Below are 17,125 nucleotides of genomic sequence, written 5' to 3' on the forward strand. Positions count from 1 at the left end.
TTCCCGGCGTTTTCCAGTCAAGATGCGGTAACGATCGAATCGGACAACGCCAACACGGAAACCGTCACGAAGGCAGCATCGTCGCACGAGTACAACCACGTGGCACGCCCGAGCGGCGGGTGCCGCGGCAACGATCGACGACGAAAGGATCGCGCGGTGTTCAAACGCATGTTGCAGGCAGTGGGAATCGGTGGCCCGTCGGTGGACACGGTGCTGCACGAGGAAACCTGCCAACCGGGGGGTCAGGTCGCGGGGGAGGTTCGCATCGGCGGGGCGAGCGGATCCGCCGAGATCCAGCGGATCGACCTGATCCTGGTGGCCGAGGTGGAGACCTCCGACGACCAGAAGGGGGCGCTGGAGTTCCAGCGTCACACGGTGAGCGGGGAGTTCACGCTGGAGGCCGAGCAGTACTCCACGATTCCGTTCGAACTGCCGCTGCCGTGGGAGATACCGATCACGGCGCTGCGCGGTCAGCCGCTGCGCGGCATGCGGCTCGGCGTCCGCACCGAGGTCGCGGTGGCCAAGGCGGTGGACACCGGTGACATGGACCCGCTGCACGTCGAGCCCCTGCCCTCACAGCAACCGGTGATCGAGGCACTGCTGAACATGGGCGCCCCGCTGAAGAGTGCCGATGTCGAGCACGGCGTGCTGCACGGCATCGCGCAGCAGTACCCCTTCTACCAGGAGATCGAGTTCTTCGCGCCACCGCAGTTCGCGGGTGGCATCAACGAGGTCGAACTGACCTTCGTGGCGCGTCCCGACAGCCTGGACGTGGTGCTGGAGGCGGACAAACGGGGCGGCCTGTTCACCTCCGGCGGTGACGCACTGGGGCGCATCCACCGCAGTCACGAGGACGCGCTGCACACCGACTGGACCTCCGAGATCCAGCACTGGTTGCAGGCGGTGTCGCAGTCCTCCGGCGGGTTCTTCGGCGGTGGGCACGAGCACCACGGCCACGGCTCGGGGCACTCCGGGTCCGGACTGGGCGGTGCCGTCGCGGGCGGAGTCGCGGGCGCCGCGGCGGGCGTTCTCGGCGGCATGATGCTCGGCGAGGCCCTGGAGGGCGAGGAAGAGGAGGAAGAAGAAGAGGAGGGCTGAGTTCTCCCACTCCGCTCGCGGCGGCTCCCTGAGCGGTCTCGAACCACTGTGGTACGGGTAACGATCTTCGTGGCAGGCCACACAGCGCTGACCGGTCGGACGCACCGCCCGAACCGGTTCGGGTCGTTGCCGTGGGGCGGCCGGAGGAATGCGCCCGGTCGCCCCGCCCGTACATTTCGCGAGAAATCGACGACCCGGGAAGTGGGCTCAGACGTCGTAGTCCACGGCCACTTCCTCGGAAACCGGGATCGACTGGCAGGTGAGCACGAATCCGGACTCAACCTCGGAGTCCTCCAGCGCGAAGTTGCGGCGCATCCGCACCTGCCCCTCGGTGATCCTGGCACGGCAGGTACCGCACACCCCGCCCTTGCAGGCGAACGGCAGATCCGAGCGAACCCGCTGGGCCGCGTCGAGCACCGGGGTGTCGGTGGGCAGCGCGACCTCTGTGGTGCGGCCGTCCAGCGTCACCCGGCCGCGGGCGACCTCGCCCTCGTAGTCGCCCTCCTCGTGCCGCACCGGCTCGGGGGGAATGTCGTCGACGTAGAACAGCTCCCGGTGCACCCGCTCGCCCGGCACACCGAGTTCGGCCAGCACCGCTCCGGCATCCTCGACCATGCCGTACGGGCCGCACAGCCACCACTGCTCCGAACCGTCGAGCGGCACCAGCGTGCCCAGCAGACCACGCAGCCGCTCGGCGTCCAACCGCCCGCTGACGAGTTCGGACTCCCGGGGCTCCCTGGAGAGCACGTGCACCAGTTCGAACCGGCTCGGACAGCGATCCTTGAGGTCGGCCAGCTCGTCGGCGAACATCACCGTGTCACTGCGACGGTTGCCGTAGATCACCGTGACCGCCGAGTCGGTCTCGACCAGCAGCGAGGCCGCGATGGAAAGCACCGGGGTGATCCCCGACCCCGCCGCTACCAGCACGTGCCTGCCCGCGACGGTCAGGTCCGGGGTGAACCTCCCGGTGGGCGGCATCACCTCGACCTCGTCGCCGACCTCGATCCCGCCGGTCAGCCACCCGGAGAACAACCCCTCCGGCACCAGTCGCACCCCGATGCGGGGCCGGGTGCCACGCGCGGAGCAGATCGAGTAGGAACGCCGGTGTTCACCGTCGGCTTCCTGCCGCCGGAGGGTCAGCGACTGCCCGGGCAGGAAGTCGAACTCCTCGGCCAGCTCGGCGGGAACGTCCAGGGTCACCGCGACCGCGTCGTCACACAGCCGCTCGACCTCGGCCACCCGAAGGGTGTGGAAGGAGTTGTCCGCGCGACGCCTCGGCGCGGTAGCTGTCGGGGTGGACACGTCAGATCTCCTTGAAGTACTCGAATGGCTCACGGCAGTCCAGGCAGCGATACAGCGCCTTGCAGGCCGTGGCGCTGAACTCGGAGGTCCGTTCGGTGGCGGTGGAATCGCACCGCGGGCAGCGGATCTCCCGCCGCGGCGGTTCCAGCGTCAGCGGGACCGGGCCGTCGCCACCGTCCCCGGGAGCCCACTCACCGGCCCGCTCGTCCGGGGGATGTATGCCGTGCTCGGCCAGTTTGCTCCTGCCGCGCTCGGTGATCCACGAACTGCTCCACGGCGGGGAGAGCTCGGTGCGGATCCGCACGTCGGTGTAGCCCACCGCGGTGAGCCTGCGGTGCAGGTCGGCACGCATCTCGGTCAGCGCGGGGCAGCCGGAGTAGGTGGGCGTGATCGTGACGACCACACCGCCGGCGTCGGTAACCGTGACCTCGCGCAGCACACCGAGATCGGCGAGGGTGAGCATGGGAAGTTCCGGATCGGTCACCGACTCCGCGACCTCGGCGGCCAGGGTTCGATCGCGTTCGGTACGGCTCACCATGTCGCCTCCGGATCACTACGCGCCAGGCTCTGCATCTCCGCGAGCAGGTAGCCGAAATGTTCGGTGTGGACGCCGTCGCGTCCCGTCAGACCGCCGACCGAGCCCACCCGGTTCACCTCGGGCAGCCGCAGCCTCGCCTGCTCGGCCACTTGGGACAGCACCCCGTCGAACTCCTCCCGCAGCTCGGTGCTGTCCACGGCGACTCCCGAGGCGGCCATTCGCCGTTCCACGGAGTGCCCGGTGAACAGTTCGTCGACCAGTGGCAGCACGTCGGCGAAACCGCTGCGCAGCCGTTCGGCGGAGTAGTCGGTGCCGTCGCCGAGCCGGACGGCCCAGCGCGCGGCGTAGTCGCGGTGGTAGGTGACCTCCTTGACCGCTTTGGCGGCGATCGCAGAGAGCACCGGATCGGTCGAGGCGACCAGCCGGTTGAGCAGTGCCAACCGCCAGGTGGACGCCACCAGCAGCGCCGCGATGGTCCTGCCGAAGTCCCCGCCGGGCAGCTCGACCAGCCGCACGTTGCGGAACTCCGGTTCGGAGCGGAAGTAGGCCAGCGCGTCCTCGCCCCGGCCGAGGCCCTCGACCGAGCCCGCGCGGGAGAGCAGCATCCGCGCCTGCCCGAGCAGGTCCAGGGCGATGTTGGCCAGCGCCACCTCGTCCTCCAGCTCGTGAGCGCACGTCACCCACTCGGTGAGCCGCTGCGAGAGGATCAGCGCGTCGTCGCCGAGCATCAGGCAGTAGGCCGCGAGGTCGGCGGTGTCGACACCGGCGGGCACCGTGGTGTCCACTCCGGACAACGGGTCGTCGAATCCGGTGCCGAACGCCCAGCGCGCGTCCCCCTCGGGATGCGCCTCGGCGATGGCCTCGTAGGCGTTGTCGAACGACATGGGGAATTACCTCACCGGTTGCGAACGTGGCCGCCGAACCGCGGCACCACGACTTGTCGAATGCGGGACCGGAGCGAGAGCCGTAGTGGACCGAACCTCCACCAGCCCCGCAGTCGGCACCGCCGCGGGTTCTCTCGTGGTGCTCTCGCGAGGACGCCCCCGACGTTGTGTAGTAACTACCCGATGTCGGGGGAACCGCAGCGAGAGCCCGCGAGAGGTTCCGCCACCGGACCACCCCGACAGATCGGCCGACACTGTCACCTCAGATATGGGGGACATCGTCGGGAATCTCGTAGAATGTGGGGTGCCGGTACACCTTGTCGCCGTTCGGCGCGAAGAACGGGTCCTTCTCGTCCGGGCTGGACGCGGTGATGTCCGCCGCGCGCACCACCCAGATGCTCACGCCCTCGTTGCGTCGGGTGTAGAGGTTGCGCGCGTTGTGCAGCGCCATCTCCTCGTCGGCGGCGTGCAGGGAGCCCACGTGCACGTGGTTGAGCCCCCGCTTGCCTCTGACGAAGACCTCGAACAGCGGCCAGGCCGTGCTGGGCCGTTCCACCTCGCCCGTCGCGTCCCGGCCGTTCTCGCCGGTGCCGGATGCTGTGCTCATACCGCGGCCCTCCCGCGTTCCGCCTGCTTCGCCGCGTGCGCCGCCGCGGCCTCGCGTACCCAGGAACCACCCTCGTGCGCGGCGCGCCGCCGTTCGACGCGTTGCGTGTTGCACGGCCCCTCACCGGCCAGCACCCGATGGAACTCCTCCCAGTCCGGTTCGGAGAAGTCGTAGTGCTCGCGTTCGGCGTTGTAGCTCAACCCGGAGTCGGGCAGCGTGACTCCCAGCACCTCCGCCTGCGGCACGGTCATGTCCACGAACTTCTGCCGCAGCTGGTCGTTGGTGTGCCGTTTGATGCCCCAGGCCATCGACTGCTGGGTGTTGGGCGAGTCCCCGTCCGGCGGCCCGAACATCATCAGCGAGGGCCACCACCAGCGGTCGACCGCGTCCTGCACGTCCCGCCGCTGCTGTTCGGAGCCGTGCATCATGGTCAGCAGCAGTTCGTAGCCCTGCCGCTGGTGGAAGGACTCCTCCTTGCAGATGCGGATCATCGCCCGGGCGTAGGGGCCGTAGGAACACCGGCACAGCGGTACCTGGTTCACGATCGCGGCCCCGTCCACCAGCCAACCGATCACACCGATGTCGGCGAAGGTCAGCGCCGGGTAGTTGAAGATGGAGGAGTACTTCTGGCGGCGTGCGACGAGTTTCTCGGTCAGATCGGCGCGCTCGACGCCGAGCGTCTCGGCCGCCGAGTACAGGTAGAGCCCGTGGCCCGCCTCGTCCTGCACCTTGGCCAGCAGGATCGCCTTGCGGCGCAGGCTCGGGGCGCGGGTCAGCCAGTTGCTCTCCGGCTGCATCCCGATGATCTCGGAGTGCGCGTGCTGGGCGATCTGGCGCACCAGGGTCTTGCGGTAGCCCTCGGGCATCCAGTCCCGCGGCTCGACGCGCTGATCGTGCTCGACGGTCGACTCGAACCGTTCGTGTAACCGCTCCTCCTCGGTGACAGTGGCTTCCTCGGTGCTCACGCCACTCACCTCCTCCCCGAATTCTTCCGTTTCGCGTTGTCCGGGTGCTCCACCCGTCGGATCCTCCCGGGCGCTCGCCCCGGGGGATCCGCATCCGGCGGATGGCGCCTCATTCCGGTGGGTTCTCCTTGGCCACGAGCGTGAGGACGTCGTACTTGGCGACGGACTCGCCGTCCTGGTTGGTCACGTCCGCGTCCCAGCGCACCTCGCCGTAATCGGCGTTGTGCCGCGGCGTGATGCGCTTGGCGGTCAGCGTGACCGTTATCTCGTCGCCCGGGTAGGTGGGCGTCAGGAACCGCAGGTTCTCCAGGCCGTAGTTGGCCAGCACCGGCCCGGACTCGGGCTCGACGAACAGCCCGGCGGCGAACGAGACGACGAGGTAGCCGTGCGCCACCAGACCCCCGAAGAACGGGTTGGCGGCGGCTGCCTCCTCGTCGGTGTGCGCGTAGAACTCGTCCCCGGTGAACTCGGCGAAACGTCGCACGTCCTCCCGGGTGACGGTGCGGGGGCCGCCGACGACGCTGTCCCCGACGCGCAACCGCTCCAGATACTTGCGGAACGGGTGAACCGCCGTGGTCTCACGGCTGCTGCCCGGCATCCACTGCCGGGTCAGGGAAGTGAGGGTGTCCGGGTCGGCCTGCACGGCGGTGCGCTGCATGTGGTGCAGCACGCCGCGCAACCCGGCCATCTCCTCACCGCCACCGGCCCGGCCGGGACCGCCGTGCGCCAGCTGCGGCAGCGGTGAGCCGTGTCCGGTGGACTCGGCGGAATCGTGGCGGTTGAGCACGAGCATGCGGCCGTGCTGCGAAGCGGCACCGGTCACGACGGTGCGGACGAACTCCGGATCCGCGGATACGACCGAACCGACCAGACTGCCACTGCCCCGGCGCGCCAGATCCACGGCGTGCTCGGCGTCGCGGTAGGGCATGATCGTGCTCACCGGGCCGAACGCCTCCACCTCGTGCGGCTGCGGTAGTTCGGGATCGTCGCAGCGCAACAGCATGGGCGGCACGAAGGCTCCCTGCTCGTAGTCGGCGTCGACGAGTTCGAACGGCGTGTTCGGGTCCCCGTGCACCGCTCGGCACGATTCCGACAACGCCTTCAGCGAGCGCCGGACCTCCTCGCGCTGTTCCAGATCGGCCAGCGCACCCATGTCGACCTCGGCGGAGGAGGGATCGCCGACCCTGATGTCGGCCAGCCGTCCCCGGACGGCCTCGGTCACCTCGTCGGCGAGCTCGGTCGGAACGAAGGCCCTGCGGATGGCGGTGCACTTCTGGCCCGCTTTGACGGTCATCTCGGTGACCAGCTCGCGCACGAACAGGTCGAACTCCGGGGTGTCCGGGGTGGCGTCGGGGCCGAGGATCGAGCAGTTCAACGAGTCGGCCTCGCCGTTGAACCGCACGCCGCGCCGCACCACGTTCTCGTGCGCGCGAAGGCGCCGCGCGGTGGCGGCCGAGCCGGTGAACGACAGCGTGTCCTGCTCGGTCAGGTGGTCGAGCAGGTCCCCGGGATCGCCGCACAGCAGCTGGACCGACCCCTCCGGCAGGATGCCGGACTCGACGATCAGCTCCACCAGCCGGTGAGTCAGGTAGGCGGTCTGCGGTGCGGGTTTGATCAGGCTCGGCATTCCCGCGACGAAGGCGGGGGCCAGCTTCTCCAGCGGTCCCCAGACCGGGAAGTTGAACGCGTTGATCTGCACCGCCACACCCCGCAGCGGGGTGGCGATGTGCTGCCCGAGGAAGGTTCCCTGCTTGCTCAGCGGTTCCGTGGCGCCGTCCACGTAGACGGTGTCGTCGGGCATCTCGCGTCTGCCCTTGCTGGAGTAGCTGAACAGCACGCCGATGCCGCCGTCGATGTCGAACTTGGAGTCGCCCTTGGTGGCGCCGGCCCGAGCCGATAGCGAGTAGAGCTCGTGGCGGTGCTCCCGCAGGTGGGAGGCCAGTGTTTTGAGCAGCGCGGCCCGCTGGTGGAAGGTGAGCTCGCGCAGCGCGGGACCGGCGATCTCCCGGCCGTGGGTGAGCGCGGCGGCGGGGTCCAGCCCGGACGTGGAGAGCCGTGCGACCTCCTGCCCGGTCGCGGCGTCGTGCAACGGCGTTCCGGCCGCGTCTGGTCGCTGCCACCGTCCCGCGAGGTAGCTGCGCAATGGCTCCATCGTCGCGATCTCCCTGGGGTAGTCCGCCTGTGGTCCGGGTGCTCGCTCCGCCCGCCGGGGCGCGGTCGGGCAACCGAGTTCGCTTATTACTGACCAATCGGTCGGTAAAGCATTGTGACGCAGAACAAGCTCGTGCACAATCACCTGACCGATAGTTGCCCACGAAAAAACCATCGAAGACCAGCAGCGCGGCACGCGAGGGAACCACGGCGACCCCGGGTCGGCAACCGACTGTTCGGTCAGTATTCCGAGGTGGTGAAACCGATTTTGGACGCCGAGCACCCGCCGATAGCCGCGCCCACCGCGGCCATGTTCGACGACGACCACGCCTCGAAGGCGCTCGGCATAGAGCTGCTCGAAGCCTCGGACGGGCACGCGCTCGTGCGGATGCGCGTGACCCCGGAAATGGTCAACGGGCACGCCATCGCCCACGGCGGTTACGTGTTCCTGCTGGCGGACACGGCCTTCGCCTGCGCCTGCAACAGCCACGGGCCGGTCACCGTCGCCGCGAGCGCACAGATCACCTTCCTGGCCCCCGTACACGAGGGAGAACTGCTCTACGCCCGAGCGGTCGAACGCCACACCAGGGGACGCAGCGGCATCTACGACACCACGGTGTTCCGCGACGAGGCCGACGGGGAAACCGTCGCCGAGTTCCGCGGGCACAGCCGCAGCCTCAAGAGTTGAAGGGAGCACGACATTGACCGAACTCGCCGCGCACACCGAACCGACCCCCGTCGCGCCGAGCCCCGGGCTGGACCCCGCGGAAAGCGCGAGCCGCACCGAGCTGGCCGAACTGCAGCTGCGACGGCTCCGCGAAACCCTGCGGCACGCCTACGAGAACGTGCCCTGCTACCGGAGGAAATTCGACGAGGCCGGGGTGCGGCCCGAGGACTGCCACAGCCTCGCCGATCTGGCCAAGTTTCCCACCACCACCAAGAACGACCTGCGGGAGAACTACCCGTTCGGCATGTTCGCGGTCGGCCAGGACCAGCTGCGGCGGGTACACGCCTCCAGCGGCACCACCGGCACGCCCACCGTGGTCGGCTACACCCAGCGGGACCTGGACACCTGGGCCGACGTCGTGGCGCGCTCCATCAGAGCGGCGGGCGGCCGCCCGGGACAGAAGGTGCACGTGGCCTACGGGTACGGGCTGTTCACCGGCGGGCTCGGGGCGCACTACGGCGCCGAACGGCTCGGCTGCACCGTGATCCCCGCCTCGGGAGGTATGACCGAGCGGCAGGTTCGACTCATCCACGACCTCGAACCCGAGATCATCATGATCACGCCCTCCTACATGCTCACTCTGCTCGACGAGTTCCGCAGGCAGGGACTCGATCCCCGGAAGAGCTCACTGCGGATCGGCATCTTCGGCGCCGAACCCTGGACGGCCGAGATGCGCCGCGAGATCGAGGAAGCGGCCGGGATCGACGCGGTGGACATCTACGGACTCTCCGAGGTGATGGGCCCCGGTGTGGCGAACGAGTGCGTGAGCACCAAGGACGGCCCGCACATCTGGGAGGACCACTTCTACCCGGAGATCATCGACCCGATCACCGAGGAACCGCTGCCCGACGGCGAGCACGGCGAACTGGTGTTCACCTCGCTGACCAAGGAGGCCATGCCGATGATCCGCTACCGCACCAAGGACCTGACCAGGCTGCTGCCCGGAACCGCACGACCGGGGATGCGCAGGATGGAGAAGATCACCGGACGCAGCGACGACATGATCATCCTGCGCGGCGTGAACGTCTTCCCCAGCCAGATCGAGGAGCTCGTGCTACGGCAGGACGGGCTCTCGCCGCACTTCCAGCTCGAACTCACCACGCAGGGACGACTCGACGAGATGCGCGTCAAGATCGAGGCGGACGAGACCACCACCGACGCACAGCGTTCCGAGGTCCCTGGCGCACTGGCGACGGCGATCAAGGACGCGGTCGGGGTGAGCGCGGGCGTGGAGATCGTCGAACCCGACACGCTGCCGCGTTCGGTCGGCAAGCTGCGCCGGATCGTCGATCTGCGCGAGAGCTGACCGAGCCGTCCCGACCGGAATCCGTGCGGGCGACCCTCACCGGAGGCGACGAGAACCGGTCGACACCCTCGCCGGGGCCGCGTGGGCCGGTGACCACGCTCCCCTGCCACTACTGCGAGACTGAAGACCATGGCGGGTGCGGCTACGAACAACGGTGCGGGGCGCGGCAGACCGGGCTACGACCTCGATTCGCTGCTGCGCACCGCCGTCAAGGTCTTCCACGAACGTGGCTACGACGGCACGAGCATGGAGGACCTCGCCAAACGGCTCGGCATCACCAAATCGGCCATCTACTACCACGTCTCCAGTAAGCAGGAACTGCTGCGGATGAGCGTGGACCGGGCGTTGGACGCGCTGTTCGCGGTGCTGGACGAACCCGAGTCGCTGGAAGGTCCCGCCATTGACCGGTTGCACCACGTGGTGCGGCGCAGCGTCGAGGTACTGGTCGACGAGTTACCCTTCGTAACCCTGCTGCTGCGGGTACGCGGCAACAGCAAGGTGGAGCGCCAGGCACTCGCCCGGCGCCGGGAGTTCGACCACCTGGTGGGTGAGCTCGTCGCCGAGGCGGAGCGGGCGGGCAGCCTGCGGCTGGACCTGGATCCGGCGCTGACCAGCAGACTGCTGTTCGGAATGGTGAACTCGGTAATCGAGTGGTACCGCCCCAGGCAGGGGTTGACCAAGGAGGAGATCGCCGAAGCGGTCACAACGATCGCCTTCGAGGGGCTGAAGCGATAGCAAGGTACTCCGCTCGGGCTGCTCCGCGGGTTCTGCGGCGGAACCTCTCGCGGGCCTCGCCGCGGCGAGGCCCGGCGATTTCGCGAGAAATTGACACCGCCCCGGCCACACCACCGCACCGGCCCGGCGATTTCGCGAGAAATTGACACCGCCGAGCCCAGCGGGGAGCAGGGAGCGCGGGACTCGGTCGGAGCGGTATGCGGATCGTGTTCGCGCCGCAGGCGTGTTCGTGTTGCCGAACTCCCGTGTCTGCCTGAGAGTGCTATGGGAACACCGAAGTGACCCCTATCACTCGAACGGGGCCGATTATGGGCACACCGGCTGGTTCACCTACCCGTGCCACAGTGCAGCTCGATCACGGGGTCCGCAGGGACGTGAACCGGATCAGTCTGCTGTTCACCGGGGTCGGCGCGATCATCGGTTCCGGGTGGCTGTTCGGCGCCCTCTACGCTTCCCAGATCGCCGGTCCGGCAGCGATCCTGTCCTGGATCGTGGGCGCGATCATGGTGCTGTTCATCGGCTTCGTCTACGCCGAGCTGTCGGTGATGTTCCCGGTCGTCGGCGGGATCATCCGCTTCCCGCACTACTCTTTCGGTTCCTTCGCCAGCTTCAGCGCGGGTTGGATCAGCTGGCTGGCCGCCGCGGCGGTCACACCCATCGAGGTACTGGCCACCATGCAGTACGCGTACCCCTACGCGAGCTGGTTGATGACCCCGGTGGAGGGGGAGTACCTGGTCAGCGGCTACGGCTGGTTGATCGCGATCGCGCTGATGGCGCTCTACAGCACTATCAACGCGCTGGGTGTCGGTGTTTTCGCCAGGCTGAACAACATTCTGGTGTGGTGGAAGCTGGCGGTGATCGTACTGGTCATCGTGGTTTTCTTCGCCGTGGCGTTCAATCCCGGCAACCTCACCGAGTTCGGCGGGTTCACACCGGAAGGTGCCGGAACCATCTTCACCGCCATCCCGGCGGCCGGTGTGGCGTTTTCCTACCTCGGTTTCCGCAACGGTGTGGAGTTCGCGGGCGAGACCGACAACCCGCAGCGCAACGTGCCGTTCGCCCTGATCGGCTCGGTGGTGATCACCGCGATCATCTACGTGCTGCTGCAGATCGCCTTCGTCACCGGCCTTCCGCAGGACCTGCTGGGTGAGGGCTGGGGCGAGCTGACCTTCGCCGAGAGCGCGGGACCGCTCGCCGGGCTGGCGCTGGTGCTCGGCGTGGTCTGGATGGCCTGGCTGCTGCGCGTGGACGCGATCGTCTCCCCGGCCGACACCGGGCTGATCTACGCGGGTGTGACCACCAGGCTCTCCTACGCCAACGCCCGCAACGACAACGCGCCCCAGGCATTGACCAGGCTGAACCGGCGAGGGGTTCCCTGGATCTCGGTGCTGCTGATGTTCGTGGTCGGCTGCTTCTTCTTCCTGCCCTTCCCCGCCTGGTCGAAGTTCATCGGCTTCATCACCTCCGCCTTCGCCGTCTCCTTCGCACCGGGCTGTCTGGTGGTCGGCGCCATGCGCCGCCAACTGCCCGACCAGGAACGCCCCTTCCGACTGCCCGGTGGGGACACGATTCCGCTGCTGGCGTTCTTCTCGTCCAACCTGCTGGTGTTCTGGTCCACCTGGTCGATCAACGAGAAGATGCTCATCGGGTTGCTGGTCGGCTACGTGGTTTTCGCGATCTACCACGCGACCACCAAGCACGACACGCCGCCGGTCGAGTTCAAGTCCGGCTCCTGGTTCCCCGTGTGGCTGGCGGGGATGCTGGCACTGAGCTACTTCGGGGAGGTCACCCCGAACGAGCCCGCCGAGGCAGGCCTGGTGTTGCAGGGTGGTGACGGCCCGATAGGGGTGGGACTCGGCGCGTTGATCATCGCGGTGTGGAGCGTGCTGATCTACTACTACGCCATGTCGGTGCGCCTGCCCTCCCGGCGGGTGGCCTCCTACGTCGAGAAAACCCCCACCGACGCTCCCCACACCGCGGGCTGAGCCGGGTCGGTCGCTTCCCGGCTCGGCGGGATTTCGAGCCCCGCCACGTTCCGATGTCCCGCCACGGTGCGAGGAGCACCGTCACGACTGCCGCGCTGCCACTTCGAGTGGCGCCTACCGCCGGAACGGTGGCTCCCAGTCCACGGGAGCGGCGACGATCGAAGCACGTATTCAAGCGCGCGAGGCCGTCCCACACAGTGGGAGCTCGCCGGTCAACGCACTCCTGATCTCCGCGCGATTCTGATCACATCAGAGGCCACGAATCGCCCAATACGCGACACGATCGCACGGCCTACGCACAGTTCCGTACACAAAATGTTACTTGATTGCGCGACAGGTTAACCGTTTCGTGTTGACGACGCCGCCCGAATCCTAGAGAGTCCACGCTCAAAGTAGTTATCGACCTCACAAAGGTACGGAAAGGGCGAATAGATGGCGACACCAACTGCGCCACCGACGCAGGCCAAGGTGCAGCTCGATCACGGGGTCCGCAGGGACGTGAACCGGATCAGTCTGTTGTTCACCGGGGTCGGCGCGATCATCGGTTCCGGGTGGCTGTTCGGCGCCCTCTACGCTTCCCAGATCGCCGGTCCGGCAGCGATCCTGTCCTGGATCATCGGCGCTATCATGATCATGCTAATCGGGTTCGTCTACGCCGAGCTGTCGGTGATGTTCCCGGTCGTCGGCGGGATCATCCGCTTCCCGCACTACTCTTTCGGCTCCTTCGCCAGCTTCAGCTCCGGTTGGATCAGCTGGCTGGCCGCCGCGGCGGTCACACCCATCGAGGTACTGGCCACCATGCAGTACGCGTACCCCTACGCGAGCTGGCTCATGGTCGAGTCCGACGGCGAGTACCTGGTCAACGGAGCGGGATGGTTCGTGGCCATCGGGCTCATGGCGCTGTACAGCGGAATCAACGTGCTCGGCGTCCGACTCTTCGCCTACCTGAACAACATTCTGGTGTGGTGGAAGCTCGCGGTGATCGTACTGGTCATCGTCGTGCTGTTCGCCGCGGAGTTCAACCCGGGCAACCTCACCAACTTCGGCGGCTTCATGCCCAGCGGGGCGGGAGCCATCTTCACCGCCATCCCGGCGGCCGGTATCGCCTTCTCCTACCTGGGCTTCCGCAACGGTGTCGAGTTCGCGGGCGAGACCGACAACCCGCAGCGCAACGTGCCGTTCGCCCTGATCGGCTCGATCGTGATCACCGCGATCATCTACGTGCTGCTGCAGATCGCCTTCATCACCGGCCTGCCGGAGCGGCTGCTGGGCAGCGGCTGGGAGAACCTCGAATTCGCCGAGAACGCCGGCCCGCTGGCCGGGCTGGCGCTGACGCTCGGCGTGGCGTGGATGGCGTTCCTGCTGCGCGTCGACGCCGTGGTCTCCCCGGCCGACACCGGGCTGATCTACGCGGGTGTGACCACCAGGCTCTCCTACGCCAACGCCCGCAACGACAACGCGCCGCAGGTACTGACCAAGCTCAACCGGCAGGGCGTGCCATGGGTCTCCATCCTGCTGATGTTCGTGGTCGGGTGCTTCTTCTTCCTGCCCTTCCCCGCGTGGTCGAAGTTCATCGGCTTCATCAGCTCGGCCTTCGCCGTCTCCTTCGCACCGGGCTGTCTGGTGGTCGGCGCCATGCGCCGCCAGCTGCCCGACCAGGACCGTCCCTTCCGGCTGCCCGGTGGAGACCTGGTCCCGGTGCTGGCGTTCATCGCCTCCGGCCTGCTGGTGTTCTGGTCGGGTTGGTCGATCAACGAGAAGATGCTCATCGGCCTGCTGGTCGGCTACGTGGTTTTCGCGATCTACCACGTGACCACCAAGCACGACACGCCGCCGGTCGACTTCAAGGCCGGCTCCTGGTTCCCGGTCTGGCTCGCCGGGCTGATGGTCTTCAGCTACTTCGGTGAGATGGACGCCGAGGCCGAGGCCGCGGCCAGCCTTCTCAACGGTGGCGACGGGGTGCTCGGCATCGGGCTGGGCTCGCTCGTGGTCGCGGTGTGGAGCGTGGCGATGTACTTCTACGCGATAGCGGTACGCCTGCCCGCGCAGCGCGCCGCCGCTTACATCGAGAAGACCCCGACCGACGCTCCCACCACGGTGTGAGCTGAGGCGTCGACAACCGAGTTCGGGCCGAAAGGTCCGGAAACGGCGAGATCGCAGCCGGGGCGGGACCGCGTGGTCCCGCCCCGTTCTCGTTCCGACGAGTTATCGAGTGCGTACCTTCGGTTGCCGTCGACTTGGGATGGCCGATGGCGTAGCACACACCACACACCGAGGAAGCATCGCGCCACCCCGCATACACTTCGGGGTGCAGACCCTTCGGGGTGTAGGCGCAGCAGGCAGACGGGAGCAGTGGTGTCCACCAACGGCGGATTGAACCGGGTGGCGGTCGTGGTCAACACGCTGTCCCGGACCGGAAGCATCGCGTACACGCAGGCCGTGCGCAGCCTGACGGAGCTGGGGGTCCCGTTGGGAACCACCTATCCGCTCAAGGATCCGGCACGGCTGGTGGAAACGGTACGGGCCGCCATCGACGAGGAGCACGACTTCGTGATCATCGGCGGCGGGGACGGCACGATCAGTTCGGTGGTCGACGTGCTCGCCCACACGGGTGTTCCGATGGGACTGTTGCCGCTGGGCACGGCGAACGATTTCGCCCGCACCCTGGAGATCCCGACCGAGATCGAGAAGGCGTGCGAAACCATCGCCAGGGGCAAAATCGTCGACATCGACCTCGGGCTGTGCGGCAACAACTACTACGCGAATCGGGCCTCGGTCGGCATCGGCTCGAACGTCGCCACCGCCATGTCTCCCAAACTGAAGAAACTCGTGGGGGCGCTGGCCTATCCGGTGGCGTCGGCGCGGGGCTTCATGCGACATCGGCCGTTCCCCGCACGGCTCACCTTCCCGGACGGGGATCACCCGACGAAGGAGTTCCACAGCCTGCTGCAGGTCTCCGTGGCCAACGGTCGCTACTTCGGCGGGGGCCAGCTCGCCGTGTTCGACTCCGGCATCGACGACAGTACGCTGGACGTGACGGTGATCAAACACGGCAACGTTCGCGAGCTGGCCACTGTGGCACGGAACTTCAAGAGCACGAAGCTGTTGGAAACCGATCAGGCGGAGCACATCCGCACCAGGCGTATGCGGCTGGAGACGACTCCGAACATGCCGATCAACATCGACGGTGAACTCGTCGCGGGGACGCCGCGAGACTTCTCGGTGGCTCGGAACGCGCTGCACGTGCTCGTGCCGCAGGACTGGGTGGACGGTGGGTAAATACGGGCGAGTCGCCCGGGTTCGACGATCGCGGTTACGGCTCGCCGAGGCCGTAGTCGCACCGCGCGACCGTATTTCGTACTCCCCGCCCCGAGACATACCGGTGAGGAACAACCGCCGTTGACGATGTGGAACTACAGCAACGCTCCGAGATGCACGGTGTGCGCGCACCGCGCGATCATCACCAAACAGCAGGCGCAGACCCTGGTCAACTCCACGGCGGGCAGGCTGGTGGCCTATCAGTGTCCGATAGAACTGTCCAGCTGGCACGTGTGGTCACCGGAGTTCGAGCGGGCCGACCAAACCGAGTCCGGATAGGACGCTCCGGTGTGGAGCCCGAGCAGCGTCGATTTCCCACGAAATTTCCGGGCGGTACGGCGGTGCGCCCCAGCGCGGCGTCAATTTCCCACGAAATTTACGGGCCACCAGCGCCGAGGAGCAGCCACACTCCCACCACGCCCGCAGGCCGAACTCCGACCACTCTCGCAAGCCGCACTCCGACCACCCTCACAGTCGGCACCGCCGCGGGTTCTCCCGTGCGGCTCTCGCGAGGACGGCCCCGACGTTGTGTAGGCCGCTACCCGATGTCGGGCCTCCCGCAGCGAGAGCCGTGCGAGAGGTTCCGCCAAGGAACCACCTCGTCCTACCGAGATGACGAACTCTAGACCAGTTCGAAGGCGACGGCGTGTTCGGTACCGAAGGAGACCCCCGCCTCGACGGTGGTGCGGTGGAGGAAGTCGCGAGCCATGTCCTCCGGCGCTTGCTCGGTCAGTGCCGCCAGGTAGTTGGCGTGCGCGGCCAGCGAGCCCACCGCCCGATCGAGGGTCGAACCGACGTCGACAGCGTGTGTGGGGTGCGGTGATCCGGCCACCGCGATCCGACGCACTCCCTGCCAGGGCTGTAGACCTTCCTCTGTGACGAGTTCGGGGAAGATCCAGCGGTTGCCCGCGTCGCCGACGGCGTCCAGCGCCGAGCGCCCCACGGCCCGGTGGTCCGGGCTGTTCCAACCGCCGAATCCCCAGTGGTCGTAGTGGTTGAACGTGACCACCAGGTCCGGGCGCACTTCACGTATCCCGCGCGCAAGGTCCCGCCGCAACGCGGTGCCCGCCTCGATGACGCCGTCCCGGTGATCGAGGAAGCGCACGTCGTGCACACCGACCAGTGCGGCGCTCTCGCGCTGTTCCCGCTCGCGCAACGGCCCGGCCTCTTCTGGAGGAACTCCGTCGATACCGGCCTCGCCGCGCGAGGCCAGCAGGTAGCTGACCTCGTGCCCCGCATCGGTCCAGCTCGCCACCGCCGCGCTGGCGGCGAACTCCACGTCGTCGGGATGCGCCACGATCACCAGCGCACGCTGCCAGTCGGTCGGCATCGGTTCGAGTGAGTCGGCCATGATTCCCCCGTCGTTGTCCGGTAATCGCTCCCGGAAATTACCGAATCGTCGGGTTCCCGGCACGAGAGTCGTCAATTTCCCGCGAAATCGCCGGGTCGATGGTGCGGTACGGCCTCCGTGCGGCGTCAATTTCCCACGAAATCGCCGCACCCCAGTGC

General features: G+C 67.7%; 15 protein-coding genes. 8 read left to right on the plus strand and 7 right to left on the minus strand.

All coding sequences use genetic code 11. The features are described from left to right. Window positions 1-156 precede the first annotated feature (156 nt). Window positions 157-1,098 carry a sporulation protein gene (locus ACOQFL_RS04840; RefSeq protein ID WP_435542854.1) on the plus strand — a complete coding sequence of 314 codons (942 nt, stop codon included), beginning with the start codon at window positions 157-159 and terminating at the stop codon, window positions 1,096-1,098. Between the two features lie 207 nt (window positions 1,099-1,305). Here ACOQFL_RS04840 and paaE read toward each other — a convergent pair whose 3' ends face one another. The 6 genes from paaE to paaZ all read right to left on the minus strand — a co-directional run bounded on the left by paaE (window position 1,306) and on the right by paaZ (window position 7,546). Next, a complete protein-coding gene (gene paaE / locus ACOQFL_RS04845) occupies window positions 1,306-2,400 on the minus strand; it encodes a 1,2-phenylacetyl-CoA epoxidase subunit PaaE (protein WP_435542855.1) in 1,095 nt (364 codons plus the stop codon). A gap of 1 nt (window position 2,401) precedes the next feature. Continuing rightward, a complete protein-coding gene (gene paaD / locus ACOQFL_RS04850) occupies window positions 2,402-2,938 on the minus strand; it encodes a 1,2-phenylacetyl-CoA epoxidase subunit PaaD (protein ID WP_435542856.1) in 537 nt (178 codons plus the stop codon). After that, window positions 2,932-3,822, minus strand: coding sequence for a 1,2-phenylacetyl-CoA epoxidase subunit PaaC (gene paaC / locus ACOQFL_RS04855; RefSeq protein WP_435542857.1), 891 nt, complete (start codon window positions 3,820-3,822; stop codon window positions 2,932-2,934). Before paaC ends, paaD begins: the two co-directional genes overlap by 7 nt. A 262-nt stretch (window positions 3,823-4,084) precedes the next feature. Next, complete coding sequence (gene paaB / locus ACOQFL_RS04860) at window positions 4,085-4,429, minus strand: 1,2-phenylacetyl-CoA epoxidase subunit PaaB (protein ID WP_435542858.1); 345 nt, start codon at window positions 4,427-4,429, stop codon at window positions 4,085-4,087. After that, on the minus strand, window positions 4,426-5,394 hold the full coding sequence (paaA, locus tag ACOQFL_RS04865; protein WP_435542859.1) for a 1,2-phenylacetyl-CoA epoxidase subunit PaaA: 969 nt from the start codon (window positions 5,392-5,394) through the stop codon (window positions 4,426-4,428). Before paaA ends, paaB begins: the two co-directional genes overlap by 4 nt. A gap of 109 nt (window positions 5,395-5,503) precedes the next feature. Beyond that, window positions 5,504-7,546, minus strand: a complete 2,043-nt coding sequence (paaZ, locus tag ACOQFL_RS04870) for a phenylacetic acid degradation bifunctional protein PaaZ (protein ID WP_435542860.1) — start codon at window positions 7,544-7,546, stop codon at window positions 5,504-5,506. A 309-nt stretch (window positions 7,547-7,855) separates the two neighbouring features. Here paaZ and paaI point away from each other — a divergent pair, with 309 nt between their 5' ends. The 7 genes from paaI (at window position 7,856) to ACOQFL_RS04905 (ending at window position 15,895) form a co-directional block, all read left to right on the plus strand. Continuing rightward, on the plus strand, window positions 7,856-8,233 hold the full coding sequence (gene paaI / locus ACOQFL_RS04875) for a hydroxyphenylacetyl-CoA thioesterase PaaI (RefSeq protein WP_435542932.1): 378 nt from the start codon (window positions 7,856-7,858) through the stop codon (window positions 8,231-8,233). Window positions 8,234-8,246: 13 nt separating this feature from the next. Continuing rightward, window positions 8,247-9,578: a phenylacetate--CoA ligase PaaK gene (paaK, locus tag ACOQFL_RS04880; protein WP_435542861.1), complete on the plus strand. Its 1,332-nt coding sequence runs from the start codon at window positions 8,247-8,249 to the stop codon at window positions 9,576-9,578. Window positions 9,579-9,707: 129 nt separating this feature from the next. Continuing rightward, window positions 9,708-10,313, plus strand: a complete 606-nt coding sequence (locus tag ACOQFL_RS04885) for a TetR/AcrR family transcriptional regulator (RefSeq protein ID WP_435542862.1) — start codon at window positions 9,708-9,710, stop codon at window positions 10,311-10,313. A 308-nt stretch (window positions 10,314-10,621) separates the two neighbouring features. Then, window positions 10,622-12,298 carry an APC family permease gene (locus tag ACOQFL_RS04890; protein ID WP_435542863.1) on the plus strand — a complete coding sequence of 559 codons (1,677 nt, stop codon included), beginning with the start codon at window positions 10,622-10,624 and terminating at the stop codon, window positions 12,296-12,298. Between the two features lie 432 nt (window positions 12,299-12,730). Beyond that, on the plus strand, window positions 12,731-14,401 hold the full coding sequence (locus ACOQFL_RS04895; protein ID WP_435542864.1) for an APC family permease: 1,671 nt from the start codon (window positions 12,731-12,733) through the stop codon (window positions 14,399-14,401). Between the two features lie 252 nt (window positions 14,402-14,653). Next, entirely contained in the window at window positions 14,654-15,577 is a 924-nt protein-coding gene (locus ACOQFL_RS04900; protein WP_435542865.1) for a diacylglycerol/lipid kinase family protein, read from the plus strand. A 126-nt stretch (window positions 15,578-15,703) separates the two neighbouring features. Beyond that, the gene (locus ACOQFL_RS04905; protein WP_435542933.1) at window positions 15,704-15,895 is read left to right on the plus strand and encodes a hypothetical protein; all 192 of its coding nucleotides are present in this window, start codon (window positions 15,704-15,706) and stop codon (window positions 15,893-15,895) included. Window positions 15,896-16,238: 343 nt separating this feature from the next. Here the strand turns inward: ACOQFL_RS04905 and ACOQFL_RS04910 are convergent, their stop codons facing one another. Beyond that, complete coding sequence (locus ACOQFL_RS04910) at window positions 16,239-16,967, minus strand: PIG-L deacetylase family protein (protein ID WP_435542866.1); 729 nt, start codon at window positions 16,965-16,967, stop codon at window positions 16,239-16,241. Window positions 16,968-17,125 lie beyond the last annotated feature (158 nt).

Origin of the sequence: Actinopolyspora sabaoui (assembly GCF_051225635.1) — a bacterium.
In the GTDB taxonomy this organism is placed as follows: domain Bacteria; phylum Actinomycetota; class Actinomycetes; order Mycobacteriales; family Pseudonocardiaceae; genus Actinopolyspora.